The 18,511-nt window shown below is 31.2% G+C and carries 16 protein-coding genes; 4 read left to right on the top strand and 12 right to left on the bottom strand.

Annotated features, from left to right (window positions below; genetic code table 11):
• Positions 1-20: 20 nt before the first annotated feature.
• From ACKOWY_RS08550 to ACKOWY_RS08585, 8 genes are all read right to left on the bottom strand, one after another.
• The gene (locus tag ACKOWY_RS08550) at positions 21-1,103 is read right to left on the bottom strand and encodes a lipid II:glycine glycyltransferase FemX (protein ID WP_408941017.1); all 1,083 of its coding nucleotides are present in this window, start codon (positions 1,101-1,103) and stop codon (positions 21-23) included.
• Positions 1,100-2,653, bottom strand: a complete 1,554-nt coding sequence (locus ACKOWY_RS08555) for a hypothetical protein (RefSeq protein ID WP_408941018.1) — start codon at positions 2,651-2,653, stop codon at positions 1,100-1,102. The genes ACKOWY_RS08550 and ACKOWY_RS08555 overlap by 4 nt, the downstream gene beginning before the upstream one ends.
• A gap of 77 nt (positions 2,654-2,730) precedes the next feature.
• Entirely contained in the window at positions 2,731-3,864 is a 1,134-nt protein-coding gene (neuC, locus tag ACKOWY_RS08560) for a UDP-N-acetylglucosamine 2-epimerase (RefSeq protein WP_408941019.1), read from the bottom strand.
• The gene (locus tag ACKOWY_RS08565) at positions 3,851-4,891 is read right to left on the bottom strand and encodes an N-acetylneuraminate synthase family protein (protein ID WP_408941020.1); all 1,041 of its coding nucleotides are present in this window, start codon (positions 4,889-4,891) and stop codon (positions 3,851-3,853) included. The genes neuC and ACKOWY_RS08565 overlap by 14 nt, the downstream gene beginning before the upstream one ends.
• Before the next feature lie 6 nt (positions 4,892-4,897).
• Complete coding sequence (locus ACKOWY_RS08570) at positions 4,898-5,560, bottom strand: cytidylyltransferase domain-containing protein (RefSeq protein ID WP_408941021.1); 663 nt, start codon at positions 5,558-5,560, stop codon at positions 4,898-4,900.
• A gap of 1 nt (position 5,561) precedes the next feature.
• On the bottom strand, positions 5,562-6,641 hold the full coding sequence (locus ACKOWY_RS08575) for a glycosyltransferase family 4 protein (RefSeq protein WP_408941022.1): 1,080 nt from the start codon (positions 6,639-6,641) through the stop codon (positions 5,562-5,564).
• Entirely contained in the window at positions 6,638-7,417 is a 780-nt protein-coding gene (locus tag ACKOWY_RS08580) for a glycosyltransferase (RefSeq protein WP_408941023.1), read from the bottom strand. The genes ACKOWY_RS08575 and ACKOWY_RS08580 overlap by 4 nt, the downstream gene beginning before the upstream one ends.
• Entirely contained in the window at positions 7,418-8,239 is an 822-nt protein-coding gene (locus ACKOWY_RS08585) for a glycosyltransferase family 2 protein (protein WP_408941024.1), read from the bottom strand. It lies immediately after the preceding gene.
• Between the two features lie 155 nt (positions 8,240-8,394).
• On the opposite strand from ACKOWY_RS08585, the gene ACKOWY_RS08590 reads away from it, so the two are divergent.
• The 3 genes from ACKOWY_RS08590 (at position 8,395) to ACKOWY_RS08600 (ending at position 11,349) form a co-directional block, all read left to right on the top strand.
• Entirely contained in the window at positions 8,395-9,000 is a 606-nt protein-coding gene (locus tag ACKOWY_RS08590; protein WP_408941025.1) for a sugar transferase, read from the top strand.
• A gap of 140 nt (positions 9,001-9,140) precedes the next feature.
• Positions 9,141-10,805, top strand: coding sequence for a NeuD/PglB/VioB family sugar acetyltransferase (locus ACKOWY_RS08595; RefSeq protein ID WP_408941026.1), 1,665 nt, complete (start codon positions 9,141-9,143; stop codon positions 10,803-10,805).
• Positions 10,798-11,349, top strand: coding sequence for a sugar transferase (locus ACKOWY_RS08600; RefSeq protein ID WP_408941027.1), 552 nt, complete (start codon positions 10,798-10,800; stop codon positions 11,347-11,349). The genes ACKOWY_RS08595 and ACKOWY_RS08600 overlap by 8 nt, the downstream gene beginning before the upstream one ends.
• Before the next feature lie 33 nt (positions 11,350-11,382).
• Here ACKOWY_RS08600 and ACKOWY_RS08605 read toward each other — a convergent pair whose 3' ends face one another.
• The 4 genes from ACKOWY_RS08605 to ACKOWY_RS08620 form a co-directional block, all read right to left on the bottom strand.
• Positions 11,383-13,821: a GumC family protein gene (locus ACKOWY_RS08605; RefSeq protein WP_408941028.1), complete on the bottom strand. Its 2,439-nt coding sequence runs from the start codon at positions 13,819-13,821 to the stop codon at positions 11,383-11,385.
• 3 nt (positions 13,822-13,824) lie between these two features.
• Positions 13,825-14,586 (bottom strand): polysaccharide biosynthesis/export family protein, encoded by a 762-nt coding sequence (locus ACKOWY_RS08610; protein ID WP_408941029.1) that lies wholly within the window; start codon positions 14,584-14,586, stop codon positions 13,825-13,827.
• Between the two features lie 104 nt (positions 14,587-14,690).
• Entirely contained in the window at positions 14,691-16,637 is a 1,947-nt protein-coding gene (locus ACKOWY_RS08615) for a polysaccharide biosynthesis protein (RefSeq protein ID WP_408941030.1), read from the bottom strand.
• A gap of 44 nt (positions 16,638-16,681) precedes the next feature.
• On the bottom strand, positions 16,682-17,824 hold the full coding sequence (locus ACKOWY_RS08620) for a DegT/DnrJ/EryC1/StrS family aminotransferase (RefSeq protein WP_408941031.1): 1,143 nt from the start codon (positions 17,822-17,824) through the stop codon (positions 16,682-16,684).
• Positions 17,825-17,963: 139 nt separating this feature from the next.
• On the opposite strand from ACKOWY_RS08620, the gene ACKOWY_RS08625 reads away from it, so the two are divergent.
• Positions 17,964-18,511, top strand: a 548-nt coding sequence (locus ACKOWY_RS08625; protein WP_408941032.1) for a tyrosine-protein phosphatase, incomplete at its 3' end; no start/stop codon positions are given.

Consider the following 18,511-nt stretch of genomic DNA (forward strand, 5'->3'; position numbering starts at 1 on the left):
CTATCCTGCTAAATCAATTTCTACCTAAAAACCTTTTTAATTACTGTTAATAATTTAGCTACAGTTTGTTTGTATGGCTTTAACCTTTTTTCAATCAAAACAAATATTTTAAAGCGAAAAGACTTGAATACCCAATAACGAGTGTTTTCAAAAATATATAATTCACTGCCAAAACCTTTTTTAAATCGAATAACTCCATCGCTACCTCCTACAGAAAGATCATAACTTTTAAAGCCATTCTGAAGCGCGTATTTAATTAATTCATTATGCAAGTAAAATGGAACTGGTAAGTCTTGGTAGTCTTGGAGCGTCCCACCGTTGATGTAGGTCAATCGTTGACCACACTTAATCACAAAAATAGAACCAATTATCTTATTTTGATATACACATGTTGCAATTACCCCTTGATCTTTAGAAACATAGGCATGTAACGTGTTTTTCATTGATTCATAGGAACGTAATGAATACCCCTTGCCTTGAGCATTTTGAACAAAACATTCATATGCCTCAGCTATAGACTTTTCATCAGTTGCCTGCTCAAATTTGAAATCATATGAACTTGCTTTACTAATATTTCTTTTATGGTTGGAACTAAAATCTTGCGCTACCTCATCATAGGTTTTGTTAGATAAATCAATCAATCGAAAGCCCAATAGAGGAATCACATATTTGAATTTTATTCCTTCTAATCCCGAAAAATAAACACTATCCGATGAAATGTTTTTTAAAGTGTAATTATGAAAAGTAGTGCCGTCTTTAATGAAAGGTAAGTTGATTTGAAAACAACAACAATTGTTCTTAAGAGCATACTCTTTTAGTTCATTAATAACCGAATCAACTAAATGTTCTTGCGCTTCTATTAAAACGGGCCCGCAAGGAACAATTAAAAACTTAAAAATTGAAAATTTTGCAAACACTAATGCACAACCTCCCACAATAAAATCATTTTCGGTAATTATAAAAACCTCAAAATCAAAACCATACACTTCATATGATTGCAACCAAATTGATGTTTGATTAAACAACCCTCTTTCCGTTGATTGAAGAAACTTATCCCATTCAACTAGCCAGCTTTGCTCTTTGGTAAAAAAAGATCTTATCATATTGCGCTTCTTGAAGGAATATTGTTATTGTTATTAATAAAAATAATTCCGTTGGCATCCATATCAAAAAGGGTGTTTTGAAAGCTGTTGTAATAAGCTAGCAACTGACTTAATGTAGGATTCCAAATAGAATCATTATGAATTTTTTGCGACAAGTAACTAAAGTTTGATGCCGCAATTAGATTGCTTTTTGCATCTGAATTAAAGAGGCTCCCTGAATATTTTTTTGAATTAACCGAAAAGTAGGTATGCGCAATAAACAATCCAGAAGCATCAATCAAATTATCAATATTTTTGGGTGCTAAAGCCAAATTAAAATCAACCATTTCAATAGTTTGAAAAATGGTGAAATTTTTATTTTTGATTTTATGCTTAAAAAACACCGGACTGTATTTGGCAGCCTTAAATGTAGCTTTCTTAACTGAATTCCATTTTAAAACTACTCGTAATAACAACAAGGAAAGTAGCAGCAGGTTTTTAATTAATTTAACAATTCCCGAAATGTCTTTTTTGTTGGAAATTGACTTTAAGCAGGAAACTACTTCAATATAATTTCGGATTCTATTTTCATTGTTATCATAATGAAAAATAATGGCTTTTACAATTGATGCTATTCGTTTTGAAAACGAAAATTCACTTAAAAAATTATAATAGCTTATTAAATTAAATTGACTGTAATCCAATTGATTAATCACCTCATTAGTTGAAGTTCCGGAGTCGATGTAATTCCAAAGAATCGAAATATTTTTTTCTTCAAGTAGGGCTTCATACTTCTCTTTTGGTATGCCGTTATTTTGAAACAAAGAAAAATTATAGGGCTGAAAACCATGATCAATCCAAACCGGAACATTTGAAAATGGCGGTTTAAAATCAGTAAATTCTGTTATTGCCTCAGATTGATTTCGGATGGATTGGGTTAACGAATGGTAGGCCAATTCATGTCCGTCTGCTATCCATTTTTCGAGTTCCTGTTCATCTCTTTCAAAAGAAGCATTTTCTTCTCTTTTGGAAAAATGATTCAAGAAAAAACCTTTAGTGATTTTAATATTCTTTTCTTTAAAAAACTCTCTTTGAATCTTTAAATTTTCTGCAGTATCAAAATCGCAATGATCAGTAAAGCAAGCAATTGCAGAAAACGGAATTGGTGACCGACTAATTTCTACTATTCCCTTATCAGAAATCAACAACTCTAAGTTATCAGAAAAATTAAAATCAGGCGTTGCTGAAACTATTTTTTTAATATTATTTTCATTACTATATTGAGTAATTGGAGCAGCAAAATCGGGGTTAAATCGCCATAGCAATTGCTTTGTGTTTTTTGCATTTAATTCCCAAATACCCCAATTGCAATTGGCCTGAACATACATTCCGTTTTGCAAACGAATTGCTTTGGGTGAAAAATCATTCGCAATTCGGTCTTGAGAAATAGCAACCCAAGTGTAATCGTGATTTCTGAAACTAATGATTGGAGATTCAAATTCGATTATTATATCAAATGAATTTAAATTTTCTGTAGTATGGTTATCTAAAATAAATTTACAGTTTCTCATCTCACCGGAAATGAAGTAATTAAAACTGTTGTAATTTAAATTAGGTTGTGCTAACATACATTATTCATTCGGATGAATTAATTATCTCTAAATTGTTTTTGGTGATTGGTATTCCAAATAGCTGGATCTAATAAAGTATTTAAAAACAATGAAGCACTGTTTCCTTCTCCAAAAGAAAAGTTCCCTTTTTGAGGAGCATGAGAATCAACTATTTTCAAGGAATTTGAAATTGAATCAAAATCATAATCAACATTTATTATTTCAGAATCTAAAACTCTATTATGCTGACGGGTTCCAATATTTATTGTCGGAACCCCATAATAAGGCGCCTCACGAACACCAGCACTACTGTTACCAACAATGAATTGAGCATATTTTAAAAGTGTTAAGAAGTATTCAAATCGTAGGGATGGAAAAACTCGAAAACGGGAATTATTTGTTAATTCGGAATATTTAGAGATAATCTGTTGACTTCCTAAATCGTTATTTGGATAAATTACAATGTAATTGTGCATGTCATCAAGAAGAGCGGCAACAAAATCATTGGCGTATTTTTCCATCTCGGCTACTTCAGTAGTGACTGGATGAAACATTACGATTGCATATTTTTCAAAATCAATTTGGTAGTATTCTTTAGCAATAGTAAGTTCGGGTAGGTTTTTGGAAAACATAATATCTACATCGGGCGAACCAATGGTATAAATGGAAGACTGTAATTCGCCCATTTGAACCAATCTATTGGCAGCATCTGTATTGGAAACAAAATGAATATGACTCAGCTTGCTCACGCTATGACGCAGCAACTCATCTACCGTTCCAGATAATTCACCGCCTTCAATGTGCGCTACTAAAATATTATTTAATGACCCAACAATCGCGCCTGCAAGGGTTTCTACTCGATCGCCATGAACCACAATTAAATCGGGTTGAACTTGTTTGCAATAAGTAGAAAACCCTTCTATAGTTTTGGCCAAAGTCAAATCCATAGTAGTTTCGTGTGTGTGATTTTGAAAAGTATGTACATTTTGGAAATTACAACGCTGAATCTCAATTAAAGTCAAACCGTATTCTTCTTGCAAATGCATACCGGTAACAAAAACAAAAACTTCAAATTCGGAATTCATTTCCAAAATTGAAATCAGAGATTTTATTTTACCAAAATCTGCACGAGTGCCTGTTAAGAATACTATTTTCTTTTTATTCAAAATCATCAAAATCTAATTGTTCATCATTTTCGATTGTTCGAGTTGCTGTCTTTCCGAGTATATCATTAAAATGCTCGGCCAAAATTTTACCTGTTCCAGGACGTTTCACCCAAATATTTTCTTTAGTCAATTTTTCACCTTTTTGAATTGGAGCAATTGAACATACTGTTGCAAAAGCAAAGTCAATGGTGACCTGTTCCTCTTTGGCAGGTTCTTTAACACCGCCTCGCATTTGCCAAATTTCATTAGAAGACACAATCAATTCTGCACACGCTTTTTCATCCATGCTACACACTATATCGGGTCCGGTACGTTGCATATGATCGGTAAAATGACGCTCTAAAATACTTGCGCCAAGGGCCACAGCACCAAGACAAGCATTGTTATTTAATGTATGATCAGAAAGACCAAATACTTTATCCGGAAAAGCCTCATGCATTTGCATCATCGCACCATAGCGCACAAGGTGAGTTGGTGTTGGATATAAATTAGTGGTATGTAATAAAGCAACCGGTATTTTGTGCTTATCAAATAGGGCAACAGCTTTTTTTATACTTTCTATGGTATTCATACCCGTACTTAAAATTACTGGTTTCCCAAAAGTGCAAATGTGTTCCAATAATGGATAATTATTGCATTCTCCCGAACCAATTTTATAAGCAGGAATATCCATTTTCTTTAATCGATTGGCAGCGGCACGCGAAAATGGTGTAGAGATAAAAATCATCCCTTTACTTTCAACATAATTTTTAAGTTCAAATTCCTCCTCTTCACTTAATGCACAACGCTCCATAATTTCATAAATAGAAACAGTAGCATTGCCTGGGATCACTTTTTTGGCAGCACCACTCATTTCATCGGAAACAATGTGCGTTTGGTGTTTTACCACTTCCACACCTGCACGATGGGCAGCGTCTACCATTTCTTTTGCAACAGCAAGAGACCCTTCGTGATTGATCCCTATTTCGGCAATTACCAAAGGGGGATAATCTGGACCTATTTTTCTGCCAGCGATTTCTATAAAACTATTCATTACTAGTTATTTACTATTAAGAAATAAATATTCTGCATAATCTAAATCTTCTTTCGTATCAATATCTACTTTACTAAAAACATGATCCACGAAATACGGAAATGCATTTTCTGTTATTAGTGTACCTTTTAAAATGATTGAAGCTTTGGATATATATAAAAGTCCGTTTTCAAAATAAAGCGGCTCTAAATCTTGACTCCTCTGCCCTATTTGATAATTGAAAGGAATGAATTTATTAGCATCTATTTTACCTAATTTATGATGATTAGAACTCACAGAAAAAAGGCTGTCACAATTATTGCTTAGATATTTTTCAAAACAATCTTTTAATAAATTTTCTGGCCGCAACGGATTCGTTGGTTGCAGCAAAAAAACATGTTCAACAGTTGTATTTAAGACGCTTAAAGCATGTTGAAGCGTAGTAATCGTAGGCTCTAAATCCCCAGAAATAGAACTTGGGCGATCAATTACTTGCGCTCCATATTTCAAGGCAATTTCTTTAATTAAAGCATCATCTGTTGAAACAAAAACTGCATCAATAATATCTTTATTTGCAAGAGCATAATTTATGCTATGTACCAACAATGGAATCCCTCCCAAAGAAAGAATGTTCTTGTTGGGCAATCTTTTAGAACCGCCTCTTGCAGGTATTATTGCTATATTTTTCAAATTAAAAGACCTTTGCTTCGTTAATTATACGATTCATGCCACTTCGCCAAGTTTCAAAAGTATATAAATTATTTGGCAATTCTTCAAAAGCAATTGGGTTAGTACAATATTCTGTTATAGCCAATTCCCATTCTGAACTATCCAATGGATTATTAATCAATTTTCCATATTTTCCATATTGCAACACTTCGGGCACACCTCCTAAAGCCGAGGCGATACAATAACACCCACAACTAAGCGCTTCGATCAAACTCAATCCAAAACCCTCTTCACAAAGTGTAGGGAATAAATATACATCTGAAACTTGATAGTATTTTGGCAATTCCGAATTGGGAATTTTGCCTAAAAAAATAACCCCAGGAATTTGTTCGGTTCTTGAACTTCCGATTATTAGGAGAATTCTGTTGGGCTCATAAATCGCATTCCATAAATCTAAAGCTACTTGAAGCCCCTTTTTTGGCCGATCTTGTGAACACCAAAGAAAAACTTGTTTCCCAGTTATATTTAATATTTGCTTTTGATTTTCTTTTTCAACTGTATCGAGTTTATAAAATTTATTAGCATCAATTGCATTGGGCAAAATGGAAACCATACAAGGTAAATCAGAGTAATAACGAAGATGCGCCTTATGACTATCTTGAGTCAGTAGAATTAATTCGTCAATATTTTGAAAAAAAACTAATCCCTTTTCTTTATCCAAGTAAGGTGGAAAACCATGATAAAAAAACTGGATCTTACAATTTTCTCTAATTTTTAATTTTTGTAGAAGTGAAACAATATCAGGCACTATTTTATAATTGTCTATTACTTGAATAATGTATTTTCCATCATTTTTCACTATTTTACTCAATGCAGCTAGTGCACTTAAATGTGATTTTTTATAGATTTTTGATTTTATCTTATCTATAAAACTATGAGATGTAAATTGGTATGTAATGTTATTGAACTTATTTTTTGGCTCAGGGCATATAAGATAATCAATCTCATGATTGCCTTCTAAATAATTTTTATAAAGTGTGGTCCAACTTCCTATTGAGGAGCTGGGTAATTCAATTTGAGATATTAATATTACTTTACTCAAAATTGTTTTGGTTTATTTATAAAAAAACGAATCATGAAATAAAATCGTTTGAAAATATAAAATAAATCCAAAACTGAATTTATAATCAAACTAGCTATTTCTTTAAAAAAAGATATCAATACATTCAAAAACGAATAATTGGTATGAAATAATTGGTAACCACCAATAACATCATTTTTATACCTAAAATATTTTTGCTTTCGATTTCTTTTTATTTGATAACAAAAAATAGAGGGTACTATTTCTATATGGTATCCGTTTTCAAGAACTCTTTTGGTCCATTCTTTATCTTCAAATGTTACAACATCATTTTTAAATGGGAATTTTTCCCAAACTCTTTTGCTAAAGGCAGAGCAGGCAAACATTAATCCGGCGCCATTAAAATCATCATTTGCGGTTACCCCTTCAATGTAATATTTATAATCCCGATCATAGTGAATGCAACGTAAACCAGCTAAATTGTTCTGATTTTGAAATTTTTGAAGGATCAATTTAAAAAAATCATGACTCACGGGGTAACAATGTGCACTAAACAAAACTACAATATCATTTTTAGCCGATTCTGCCGCTAGATTTGCACTTCCTCCATAGCTAAAATGCTCAATAGGAATGTATTTTGCTTTGTAACTTTCACAAATTTGAATCGTATTATCAATTGAACTATTATCAATGACAATTATTTCATCAATATCTTCATGATATCTATTTGTTAGATTTTTCAATAGAAATTCCAACTCTTTTTCTTCGTTTTTAGATCGAATTACAACTGATATCATTTATTTATTTTTTGAAAATAGATTAAATCCAACTATTTTTTTAAATACTAAATTTATTAAAAATTTAGTGTTGTTTAGGTTTTTATTGTTTTTTTGGATGGTACTAATTAATATTTTGAAAGAACCTAAATGTTTTACAAAAAAATCGGCATGTTTTACACTCATGTAATCATACATTTTATTCGCCAATTCATCATTTAAATTGGTAACCATAGAATCTTCTTTAGTTCTATAAAAGAACCCTACTTCTTCAATTTTCTTTACCTCACCTCCATTTTTTAGCATAGAAATCCAAAACTCCCAGTCTTCTAGTCCATAAACCATGGCAACATCATAACCTCCTATTCGTTCCCAATCTGATTTTTTATATACAGCTGAGCAGAAAATCATATTTGATATTGCTAAATTTTTCAATGAATAATCGGGAAGTTTCCACTTCTCATTTATTTGCCCGAATTTAAGCGCATTGCAATACACCACCTTCAAATTTTGGTTTTTTTCAAATTCTAACAGTGCCAATATTAAATAATTTTCTGAAATTTTATCATCGGCATCAAGTGGAAGGATATAATCCCCATTTGCAATTTTAATACCCGAATTTCGGGCAGCACAAAGCCCTTCATTTGCTTTATAAACATACTTAAAGCGACTGTCTTTTTCGACCCATTTTGAAGCAATATCTTTGGTTTCATCTGTGGACCCATCATCAACAATAATGCATTCCCATGAAGCATGCGTTTGGTTTAACACCGACTGCAAACTATCATTCAAGTAGTTGCCTTGATTATAGCAGGGAACAATAATTGAAACTAATTTTTCCATTATTAATGAGTTGACCTTACAAATATATACTTTGTATGTTAATTCTTCGAATAAAAATAGCGCGTACTTTGAGATAGACAATTCCAAAAAACAGAAAAAGTTATGAAATAAATAGTAAATTTGATTCCAATTAGATCTTTAGTAGCTAAAACAACATGTATCTTAAAATTATCAAACCATTATTTGATTTTATTTTTGCTTTAATCGGGCTCCTAATTCTTAGTCCGGTATTTGCAGTCATAACACTTATTCTCTCTTTCACTAATAATGGTAAGCCCTTTTATTTTGATCGTAGACCAGGGCTTAATGAAAAGATTTTTTTGGTCATTAAGTTCAAAACAATGAATGACAAAAAAGACAAAAACGGGGTATTATTGCCAGATATGGAACGCACGACAAAAATTGGAAAATGGATTCGAAAAAGTTCGTTAGACGAAATACCGCAGTTGTTAAATGTACTAATAGGACAAATGAGTTTAATTGGCCCTAGACCACTTTGGCCATCTTATTTAGAATTCTATTCTGAAGAACAAAAAAGAAGACACACTATTAAACCGGGTATTACTGGCTGGGCGCAAATTAATGGCCGAAACTCCATTAGCTGGAAACAAAAATTTGAGTATGATGTGTATTATGTTGATCGTGTTAGCTTTTTATTTGATTTAAAAATATTTTTCTTAACAATAAAAAAAGTACTGTTTCCTGAAGGAATCAATGCTTCTGAAGAAATTACGATGGAGGCATTTAACGGAAAGAATTGACAAAAGCTGAAACTTAATATTTACTTAATGTATCATTAATAATCAATAATTAATTAATATTTAATAAATTAGCATTTCAAATTTAATCTAAAATTATTCAATAAAATGTAGTAATTACTACATTAATGGGACGAAACTTAATGCAAACAACCTCTTTCTCTATAATCGAAAGCAATGATCCAATATGGAAACAAGTTGTTTCAAAATGTGTTAAATATGATTTTTACCACACCCAAGCGTATCACAATCTAGAAAGTGATCCAGAGAATCGTTCACTATTATTGGTTGCCTATTTTAATGATGCATTAATTGCATTTCCAATAATAATTAGACCAATTGAAAATACCGATTATTTTGATTGCACATCGGTTTATGGCTATGCTGGAGCAATAAGCAACAAGAAAATAAAAGACCTAAGTCAAGATCATATCGATTATTTTCAAAAAGAAGTTTGGCAATTTTTTAAAAACAATAAAATTGTATCTGCATTTTCTAGATTACACCCATTAATAAAAAACAAAAAGATATTCAATAATTTTGGTGAATTAATTGACCTTAACAATATTGTAGTTATTGATTTAAAAAATGAAGAAGACACTCAAAAAGCCTATTACCGCAAGTCAACTTCTTACGACATTAAACAATTACAAAAAAAAGGTTTTGTAGTTACAGAAGCAAAAACCAATGAAGAAATAGAGGCATTTATTTCAATTTACAAACAAACTATGTTGCGTGTAAATGCACGTGAATATTATTTCTTTGACGAAGCTTATTTTAAAAAAATATTAAGTAGCGAGGATTATAATTCTAAATTATTAATTGCAAAATCTAACGGCATAGTATCTGCTGGCGCACTTTTTATTGTTACAAATAAAATTATGCAATACCATTTAGCCGGAACACTAAATGAATTTATAAAAGTTTCGCCAATGAAATTAATTATTGATGAAGCTAGAAAAATTGGAACTTCCTTACAGTTAGATTATTTATTTTTAGGAGGCGGTCAAACTAAAGATGAAAATGACACCTTATATAAATTTAAATCAGGATTTTCTAATTTGAATAATAGATTTCAGACATGGAATCTAATTGTAGATATTAATACCTACAACAAACTTGTAACTGAAAAAAATATTAATACCGATTCTGATTATTTTCCTTTATACCGTGCAACTGAAAATGAGAATGTTAACACCTTATTATTTGGAGCAAGCGGACATGCCAAAGTTATTCTTGACATATTAAAATTAAAAAAGAGAACCGTAAAAGGAATATTTGACAATAATCCAACAGTAGAAGAATTGTTGAAAGTTCCAGTTTATAAATCGGAGGAACTTAACAACATCAAAAATCCAACCGACAAAATTATTATTGCTATTGGGGATAATGAACTAAGAAAGAAAAAAGTTGAACAATTAGAGGAGATTTTATTCACTACTGCAATACACCCTAGCGCCGTTGTATCAAGCAATGTAGCTATTGGCGAAGGGTCTGTTATTATGGCCACTTCAATTATAAATACAGGAGCCAAAATTGGAAAGCATGTAATCATAAATACGGGGGCTTTGATTGAACATGATTGTATTATTGATGATTTTGCACATGTGTCACCAAAAGCTGCTTTGGCTGGAAATGTGACGGTTAAAGAAGGAGCTCAAGTTGGTATTAATTCATCCGTTAGACAAGGAATAACAATAGGCAAATGGTCTATTGTTGGTGCAGGAGCTGTAATAGTAAAAGATGTACCAGATTATGCCGTAGTTGTTGGAAACCCAGGGAAAATAATAAAATACACTAATGAGTAAAGCTATTTTTGATTTTACTTTTGGACTTATACTTTTACTACTTTTTTCTGTATTAATTCTGTTTGGATTTATTATTGCTTCAATTGACACGCAGTCATTTGGTTTTTACTTTCAAAAAAGGGTTGGAAAAAATGGAAATCTATTTCAGATAGTTAAATTAAAAACCATTCATCCAATAAAAAATGTAAGTTCACCAATTGGTAAATTTCTTAGAAAAACTAAATTGGATGAATTGCCTCAATTATGGAATGTCGTTTTTGGCGAGATGAGTTTTGTGGGACCTCGTCCAGATGTACCTGGGTATTATGATAAATTAAATGGAGAAGAAAGAAAAATACTTTCGCTAAAGCCAGGAATTACATCGGAAGCCGCAATTAAATATGCTAATGAAGAGTTTCTATTATCACTACAAGAAAATCCATCCGAATACAATGATTTAGTACTTTTTCCAGATAAGGTAAAAATGAATTTAGATTATTATTATAACCATTCGATGGTTGGAGATATTAAAATAATCCTAAAAACGATATTTCCAATTAAATAAAAAAGGTAGCTTTATAAGCTCCTTTTTTAATAATTACTTATTGAAGAATTGTTTTGTTTTTGACCAAACAGAATTTAAAATTCCATTTTCAGTATTAGCATCTTGATCTTCATCAGAACCATAGCCATATCCATATCCATAATTGTAATTATAACGATATGAATAACCATAATTATAATTGTATTTATAGGAGTAACCATAAACATTCATCCAACCAATACTGTTAACTATATAGGCCATATGCTTAATTTTTCCATCTTCATTTAGTCCTCTAGAATATTCTACTAATTGCTCCTCGGTTACATCAGCTCTAGTAACATAAACTACTAAATCTGCAAGATTTGCAATTAATAAGGTATCTGTAACTAATAAAGTTGGAGCCGAATCGACAATTACATAATCATACTCTTTTCTTGCTTCTTCTAATAATATATCAAAACGTCCATTACTTAAAAGTTCAGCAGGGTTTGGAGGAATTACCCCCGAAATAATAACATCCAAATTAGGATTATTTAATACTTTAGGAATAATAAGAGATTTATAATCAATACTAGGATTAAATAAATAAGAACTCAAACCGGCCCTTGATTTATCTATATCAAGGTATTTATGAATTTGTGGATTTCTTAAATCTGCACCTACAAGCAATACCCTTTTCTTCATTTGCGTAAAGATAATTGCCATATTCATTGCGTTAAAAGTTTTACCTTCTCCTTTAACACTTGAAGTTGAAAATAGTACATAACCTTCTTTTCTTTCATGAAATGGAAGCAAGAAATCAATATTTGTTCTTAAATTTCTATACGATTCTGCTAATACCGAACGATCATTTTCAGAAATGTGTTTATTTATCTGATGAATAAATGGTATCTCAGCTAATACCGGAATTCTTGGTGCTATTCTAGATATATCTTTCCCAACATGAATTTTATTATCCAAATAAAAACGAATGAATAAGATTATAAACGGAATCAAAAACCCAATTAGCAATGCAAGCAAATATATTGTATTTCTATTAGGAGCAATAGGACCTCCGCCAGAAAGTGCATATTCTACAATTTTAACAGAAGGAGCAGTAATTGCTAAATTGATAGCCGCTTCTTCTCTTTTTTGCAACAACAATAAGTAAAGATTTTCTTTAATTTTTTGTTGTCTTTCTATGGATCGAATTACCTTTTCTTTCTCAGGAATACTGCCATACAAGACATCATTTTGAGCTTCTAATCCATTTAAATTATTAAGTGAAGCATTTAATTTTTCTTTATAATCTTTAATAGAAGTAAAAATATTTCTTTGAAGAGCAATTAACTTTTCAGCCAATACCGTAACCGTTGGATTGTTTTTTCCTGCACTAATCAATAATTTATTATATTCAGTTACATTTGAATTATATTCGGCAACAAAAGTATAAATGTTGGCATTTGTAATTCCAATATCTGATGGAAGCAAATCAAAATCACCACCAATTTTAATTGATTTACCTAAAAATTTTGCTAAAGAAATTTGATTTTCAATCTCGAATAGTTGGTCTTCAACTGCAGATTTTTTTGTAGTAGTAATGGTTGCATTTTCTTCTAGGAAGGTTAATTTGTTGCTTTTTTTATAAGCTACTTTATAATTCTCAATGGAATCCAATTCGTTAACCAAATAAGAAAATCGATCGTTTACAAATTCAATTGTATTTTTCGATGCCAATTGACGGTCTTTTACACCGTCTTCATTGAATATTCGTATTAAATTATTTACAATATCCTCTAGTTTTCTATCGTTTAAACCACGCATAGAAACCTTAATTATTTCACTCTCTTTTTCATCACCCGTGTTTCCCGCAGTAATACTTCCAAACAAAGAGGCTATTGCACTTCTAAAGGAGGTTTTTTGTACAACAATTTTTCCGCCAACGTTATTATTTATTATAGATTTTGGAACTATTGTGAAGGATACATCTCCATAAGAGTACTGCTTATTATAGTACATTAACCTATGGGATAATTCTTCAATTTCATATCCGTTTTTGGCAATAGTAATTGTAAAGTATGTTGACAGATTTTTAATTTTATCTGGATCTCCATGCCAAACAATTTTAAGAGGGCTTGTTTCCCAAACTTCAGTTTTAATAAACCTTCCAGGGACATAATAGGAGTTCATTAAATCCAATTCCTCAACAACAATTCCCAATATTCGGTAGGATTTAAGCACTTCCAATTCATTGCTAATATTTGTTTTAGATCTAGCAAAAATTGAAATACCATCACTAGGCATTCTAAAAGAAGAATTTGAATTATCTAAAATTTTAATTTTAGCAGTCGTTTCATAGGTATTCGGAGTATATCTAAGATAAATATTTGCAACCAATAAAGCCACAATAATAAAACCAACAAACCAAAACCAAAATGGTAAGTACTTTAACACCTCATTTCGAAGATCTAACGGTTTACTGTGTTCTTGAGAAAAATTTGGATTGGATTCCATGTATTATAATCGGGTTATCAGTAATATTAGGGTAATTGATGAGGCTACAACGGATAAAACAGTTGATAAATTAGTTAAATAACCAGCTGATTTAATTTTAGGTCCGTTTGGATATACGTAGATTACATCGTTTTGTTTAATATAATAATAGGGACTGTCAAACCAATCTGTTTTTGTCATATCGATATGCCCGTAGGTTAGAGTTCCGTTTTCTTCTCTAATAACTAATATATCTTTTCTAATTCCAGAAATTGATAAATCGCTTGCATAACCTAAAGCCTGAAGTAATGTAATATTTTGTTCAGAATATGGATAGGTCCCAGGATTACTAATATCTCCTAAAATTGTTATTTTTCCATTTAACAAACGAACACTAACAACTGGTTCAACCAAAAGTCCTTTAGACACTAAAATATTTTTTATTATTTCCTCTGCTTCTTCTGGCGTACTTCCTAATAATTTAATTTTACCTACAATAGGAAAAACTATATTCCCCTCTGCTGAAACCAAATATCCTCTTAGTTTCATGTTGGTATCCGATTGTGTTCCGAAATTAACATATTGCTGATTGAAAGGAGCTACCGCTTCTGGATTTAAAGCAGATACATTCACATTTAATATGTCATTAACCTGAATTTTAGGAACAACATATTGAACTTGTGACTGTTGCTTATTCTTAATATCTTGAAAGTATACAATATCCTTCTTTGTAGTACATGATGTAACATAAAGGACACAAAAGAAATATAATACTATTTTTTTCATTAATTACGGGTTTAGCTTATTAGTATTAATATTTAAGACTAATAAAGGCAAAAGTAGTGAAAAGAAATACAATAAAAAAGAAGAAAAAACTTGAACTCTGTTGATTAATCTAGTTTTTGATAAACTGAATTCAAGCTCTTATATTCTGGCACAATTTTTTTCATTTGAATTACAATTTCTTCAGAACTTTGAATTGTTGCACCTTCAATAATTTTATTTACTAATTCAATTACTGCGGCATTATCAATAATACTCTCTTTTGAAATCATTATTTTTTCATGATGGGTTTGCTGTGTTTTAGAAGTATCATTTAATAATTCCTCAAATAATTTTTCCCCTGGACGTAATCCAATAGATTTAATTTCAATATCAATTTCTGGAATATATCCAGCCAAACGAATCATTTTTTTTGCCAAATCAATTATTTTAATTGGCTCACCCATATCAAAGATGTAGATTTCTCCTCCAGAACCCATAGCACAAGCTTCTAATACTAATTGGCATGACTCTGGGATTGTCATAAAATATCTAATAATTTCTGGATGGGTAATTGTTACAGGACCTCCCTGATTTATTTGTTTTGTAAATAAAGGAACTACAGATCCATTCGAACCCAATACATTACCAAAACGAGTAGTAATAAACTTAGTGGTGCTATCCAAATTACTTTCTAATGACTGCACATACAACTCCGCAATTCGTTTACTTGCACCCATTACACTGCTAGGATTTACAGCTTTATCTGTAGAAATCATAACAAAACGTTCTACTTTATACTCTAGAGCTAAATCGGCAATATTTTTTGTTCCTAATATATTGGTTTGTACTGCTTGACTAGGATTTATCTCCATTAGAGGAACATGCTTGTAAGCTGCTGCATGAAAGACTATATTAGGTTGATATTCTTCAAAAACCGATTTTAATTCATCTTTTTTTCTTACATCAGCTAATATATATATTGCCGGTGCATCGTTATAATTTTCTTGTAATTCAATATTTAATTCATGTAACTGAGTTTCAGCTTGATCTAACAAAATTATTTTTGATGGTTTAAATCGAATTAATTGACGGGTAATTTCACTTCCAATTGATCCTGCTGCTCCTGTAACCATTACTACTTTGTTTGAAATGCTTGACGCAATAGCAGTGGTATCTAACTCAATTTGTTTTCTACCTAACAAATCGGTTATTTCAAATTTCTTAATTGCTTTAGAAATATTTGACTTATTATCGTTTGAATTTAGAATTGGAGCCCTAAAAAACTTAAAATTATAATCTATACTTTTTTGAATAATTTTATTAAAAATTGGATTATCCAATGAACTATCTGCAATAATAATAGCTTCAGCTTTTATTATCCTCATGGTTACCGCTAAACTTCGCTGGTATTTTAAAATCGGTAAATTCAAAATACGCTTTGTTGTATTTTCATTTTTCACATCTACAAAACCTATAATTGAAAATCTTCTCGGATTTTCAATTAACAAAGCATTTGCAACAGCAATAGAATTAGCATCAATTCCATATATAACTGCCTTAATTAGATTTTGCTTGTTATCAATAGAATAAAATTGTTGAAATATCTGCTTTACGGTTATTCTGAATAAAAACAACAGAATAAGCGATAAAAGTGCATTAAATAATGATGCAGTTGTTAAAACTAATTTTTGATGACCTAAAAGAATTAAAATATAATCGGTAATCATTAATACCGAAAATGTTAAAAATTGAGAGTAAAACAAATACAATGCATCTACAAAAGAAGAATGCCTTATGATACCGGAATAGGTTTTAAAATACCAAAAAAAGAAAAAGTTTACAGATAAATAATAAAGTAAACCAGTAAATACATGTTGTGGTAATATGTAATATAAATTTATTCCTTTAAAAGAAACAATAGTAATTAGCGCTGAAAAAAGTACAATACCAAAATCAATAACCAAAATCACCCAATTAGGAAGGTAATTCAATTTCTTTAAGCTAGCCGGAAGATTTATTTCGGTATACTTATCAGCAATACTTGCGGAAAAAAATTTTATCTTATTAAACACAAAGTCACTATTTACAAACCAAATATACTATTATTATTCAAAAATCAAAATTTAAAGAAAGTACCTGTACTTGATTTTATTCGATCTTTTTCTTCAACCGTCAAATTAGAACCTGAAGGCAAGCACAAGCCATTTTCAAATAATTTAGCAGCTACATCCCCACCATAATAGGGAGCCGATTTAAAAATTGGCTGTAAATGCATAGGTTTCCATAAAGGCCGAGATTCAATATTATTCGCCTCTAAATGCAACCTGAAATCATTTAGTGATTTACTTTCTTTTGAATTTAAATTCAAAGTTATCGCAGTAAGCCAATGATTGGAATAAAAATTATCATTTGGCTCTGAAAAAACTTTAATAAATTGTAGCTCTTGAAACAAATCGTGATAAAAAGAATTCATTTCACGGCGTAATTGCATATGCTTTTCTAATACCTCCATTTGCCCTCTTCCTATTCCGGCGCAAATATTACTCATTCGGTAATTATACCCTATTTCACTATGCTCGTAATGAGGAGCTGCATCGCGAGCTTGAGTAGCTAAAAAAACTGCTTTTTCTTTTTGTTTAATATTTTTACTAACCAAGGCGCCACCTCCGGAGGTAGTTATTATTTTATTTCCATTGAATGATAATACACTTAAATCTCCAAAAGTACCACAAGGTTGATTCTTGTATTTACTTCCAAGGGCTTCCGCACTATCTTCTAAAATTGGAATTTCATATTGATCGGCAATTTTTCTAATAGCATCAACTTGAAAAGGCATTCCATAAAGATGTACAGCAATAATTGCTTTTGGTTTTTTCCCTCTGGAAATTCGATCCTTGATGGCAATTTCTAATGCATCAGGACAAATATTCCAAGTTTCTTGTTCACTATCTACAAATATTGGAGTTGCACCTAAATACATTATAGGATTTGCAGAAGCAGAAAAAGTCATACTTTGACAAATCACTTCATCTCCCTGCCCAACGCCAAGTAATATTAAACCTAAATGCAACGCGGCGGTTCCAGAACTTAAAGCAGCAACGTGAACTCCATTTCCTAAATAGCCCTCTAAATCATGTTCAAAACCAGTTACATTTGGACCCAATGGTGCAACCCAATTCGATTCAAATGCCTCGGTAACATACTTTAGTTCTTCTCCTCCCATGTGCGGAGAAGAAAGCCATATCTTGGAATTATTCATAAATCATTTCAATTATGTGCGCAATATGTATAAGATTTTCACGCTTTCACAAATATAGAAATAACTTTTTATATCCTAAGTCAATTATAGATTGGAAATAAAAATAAATGTCTATTTTTGGAATTCCTAATAACAACTCATGTTTTCATTATTTAAAAGCCAACCCAAATTAGCCGAACTTATTCCGGAAAATTACATAGACATACACTCGCATGTCTTACCAGGAATTGATGACGGGGCTGATCAATTGGTTGACACTCAATTTTTATTGGAAAACATGAAAGAAATGGGATTTCAACAATGCATTCCTACACCTCACACGCTACCCCACACTTGGGACAACACGAAAGAGTCAATTACAGAATGCCATAAAGCAACCCTTTCAAATTTACCTGAATCATTACAAAAAATGATTCCTTTGGTTGCCACAGAATACATGATTGAAAGTTCTTTTTTAGAACGCATGAAAAATGAATCCTTGTTGACTTTAAAGGATAAAAAAGTACTCATAGAAATGTCCTATTTAAACGCCCCAATGGATTTTAAAAAAATAGTTTTTGAAATTCAAATGAATGGCTACACTCCAATTTTAGCCCATCCGGAGCGGTATTCTTTTTATCATCAAAGTATGAGAGAATATGAAAAACTAAAAGAACTTGGATGCCTTTTTCAATTGAACCTATTATC

The sequence above is a fragment of the Flavobacterium sp. genome (assembly GCF_046073885.1).
GTDB lineage: Bacteria > Bacteroidota > Bacteroidia > Flavobacteriales > Flavobacteriaceae > Flavobacterium.

What these genes read in the sequence shown, in the direction of transcription:
- ACKOWY_RS08555 (WP_408941018.1), bottom strand. Translation starts at nt 2,653, where the DNA reads ATGAGAAACTGTAAATTTATTTTAGATAACCATACTACAGAAAATTTA.
- ACKOWY_RS08595 (WP_408941026.1), top strand. Translation starts at nt 9,141, where the DNA reads ATGCAAACAACCTCTTTCTCTATAATCGAAAGCAATGATCCAATATGG.
- ACKOWY_RS08580 (WP_408941023.1), bottom strand. Translation starts at nt 7,417, where the DNA reads ATGATATCAGTTGTAATTCGATCTAAAAACGAAGAAAAAGAGTTGGAA.
- neuC (WP_408941019.1), bottom strand. Translation starts at nt 3,864, where the DNA reads ATGATTTTGAATAAAAAGAAAATAGTATTCTTAACAGGCACTCGTGCA.
- ACKOWY_RS08590 (WP_408941025.1), top strand. Translation starts at nt 8,395, where the DNA reads ATGTATCTTAAAATTATCAAACCATTATTTGATTTTATTTTTGCTTTA.
- ACKOWY_RS08620 (WP_408941031.1), bottom strand. Translation starts at nt 17,824, where the DNA reads ATGAATAATTCCAAGATATGGCTTTCTTCTCCGCACATGGGAGGAGAA.
- ACKOWY_RS08585 (WP_408941024.1), bottom strand. Translation starts at nt 8,239, where the DNA reads ATGGAAAAATTAGTTTCAATTATTGTTCCCTGCTATAATCAAGGCAAC.
- ACKOWY_RS08565 (WP_408941020.1), bottom strand. Translation starts at nt 4,891, where the DNA reads ATGAATAGTTTTATAGAAATCGCTGGCAGAAAAATAGGTCCAGATTAT.
- ACKOWY_RS08600 (WP_408941027.1), top strand. Translation starts at nt 10,798, where the DNA reads ATGAGTAAAGCTATTTTTGATTTTACTTTTGGACTTATACTTTTACTA.
- ACKOWY_RS08610 (WP_408941029.1), bottom strand. Translation starts at nt 14,586, where the DNA reads ATGAAAAAAATAGTATTATATTTCTTTTGTGTCCTTTATGTTACATCA.
- ACKOWY_RS08605 (WP_408941028.1), bottom strand. Translation starts at nt 13,821, where the DNA reads ATGGAATCCAATCCAAATTTTTCTCAAGAACACAGTAAACCGTTAGAT.
- ACKOWY_RS08550 (WP_408941017.1), bottom strand. Translation starts at nt 1,103, where the DNA reads ATGATAAGATCTTTTTTTACCAAAGAGCAAAGCTGGCTAGTTGAATGG.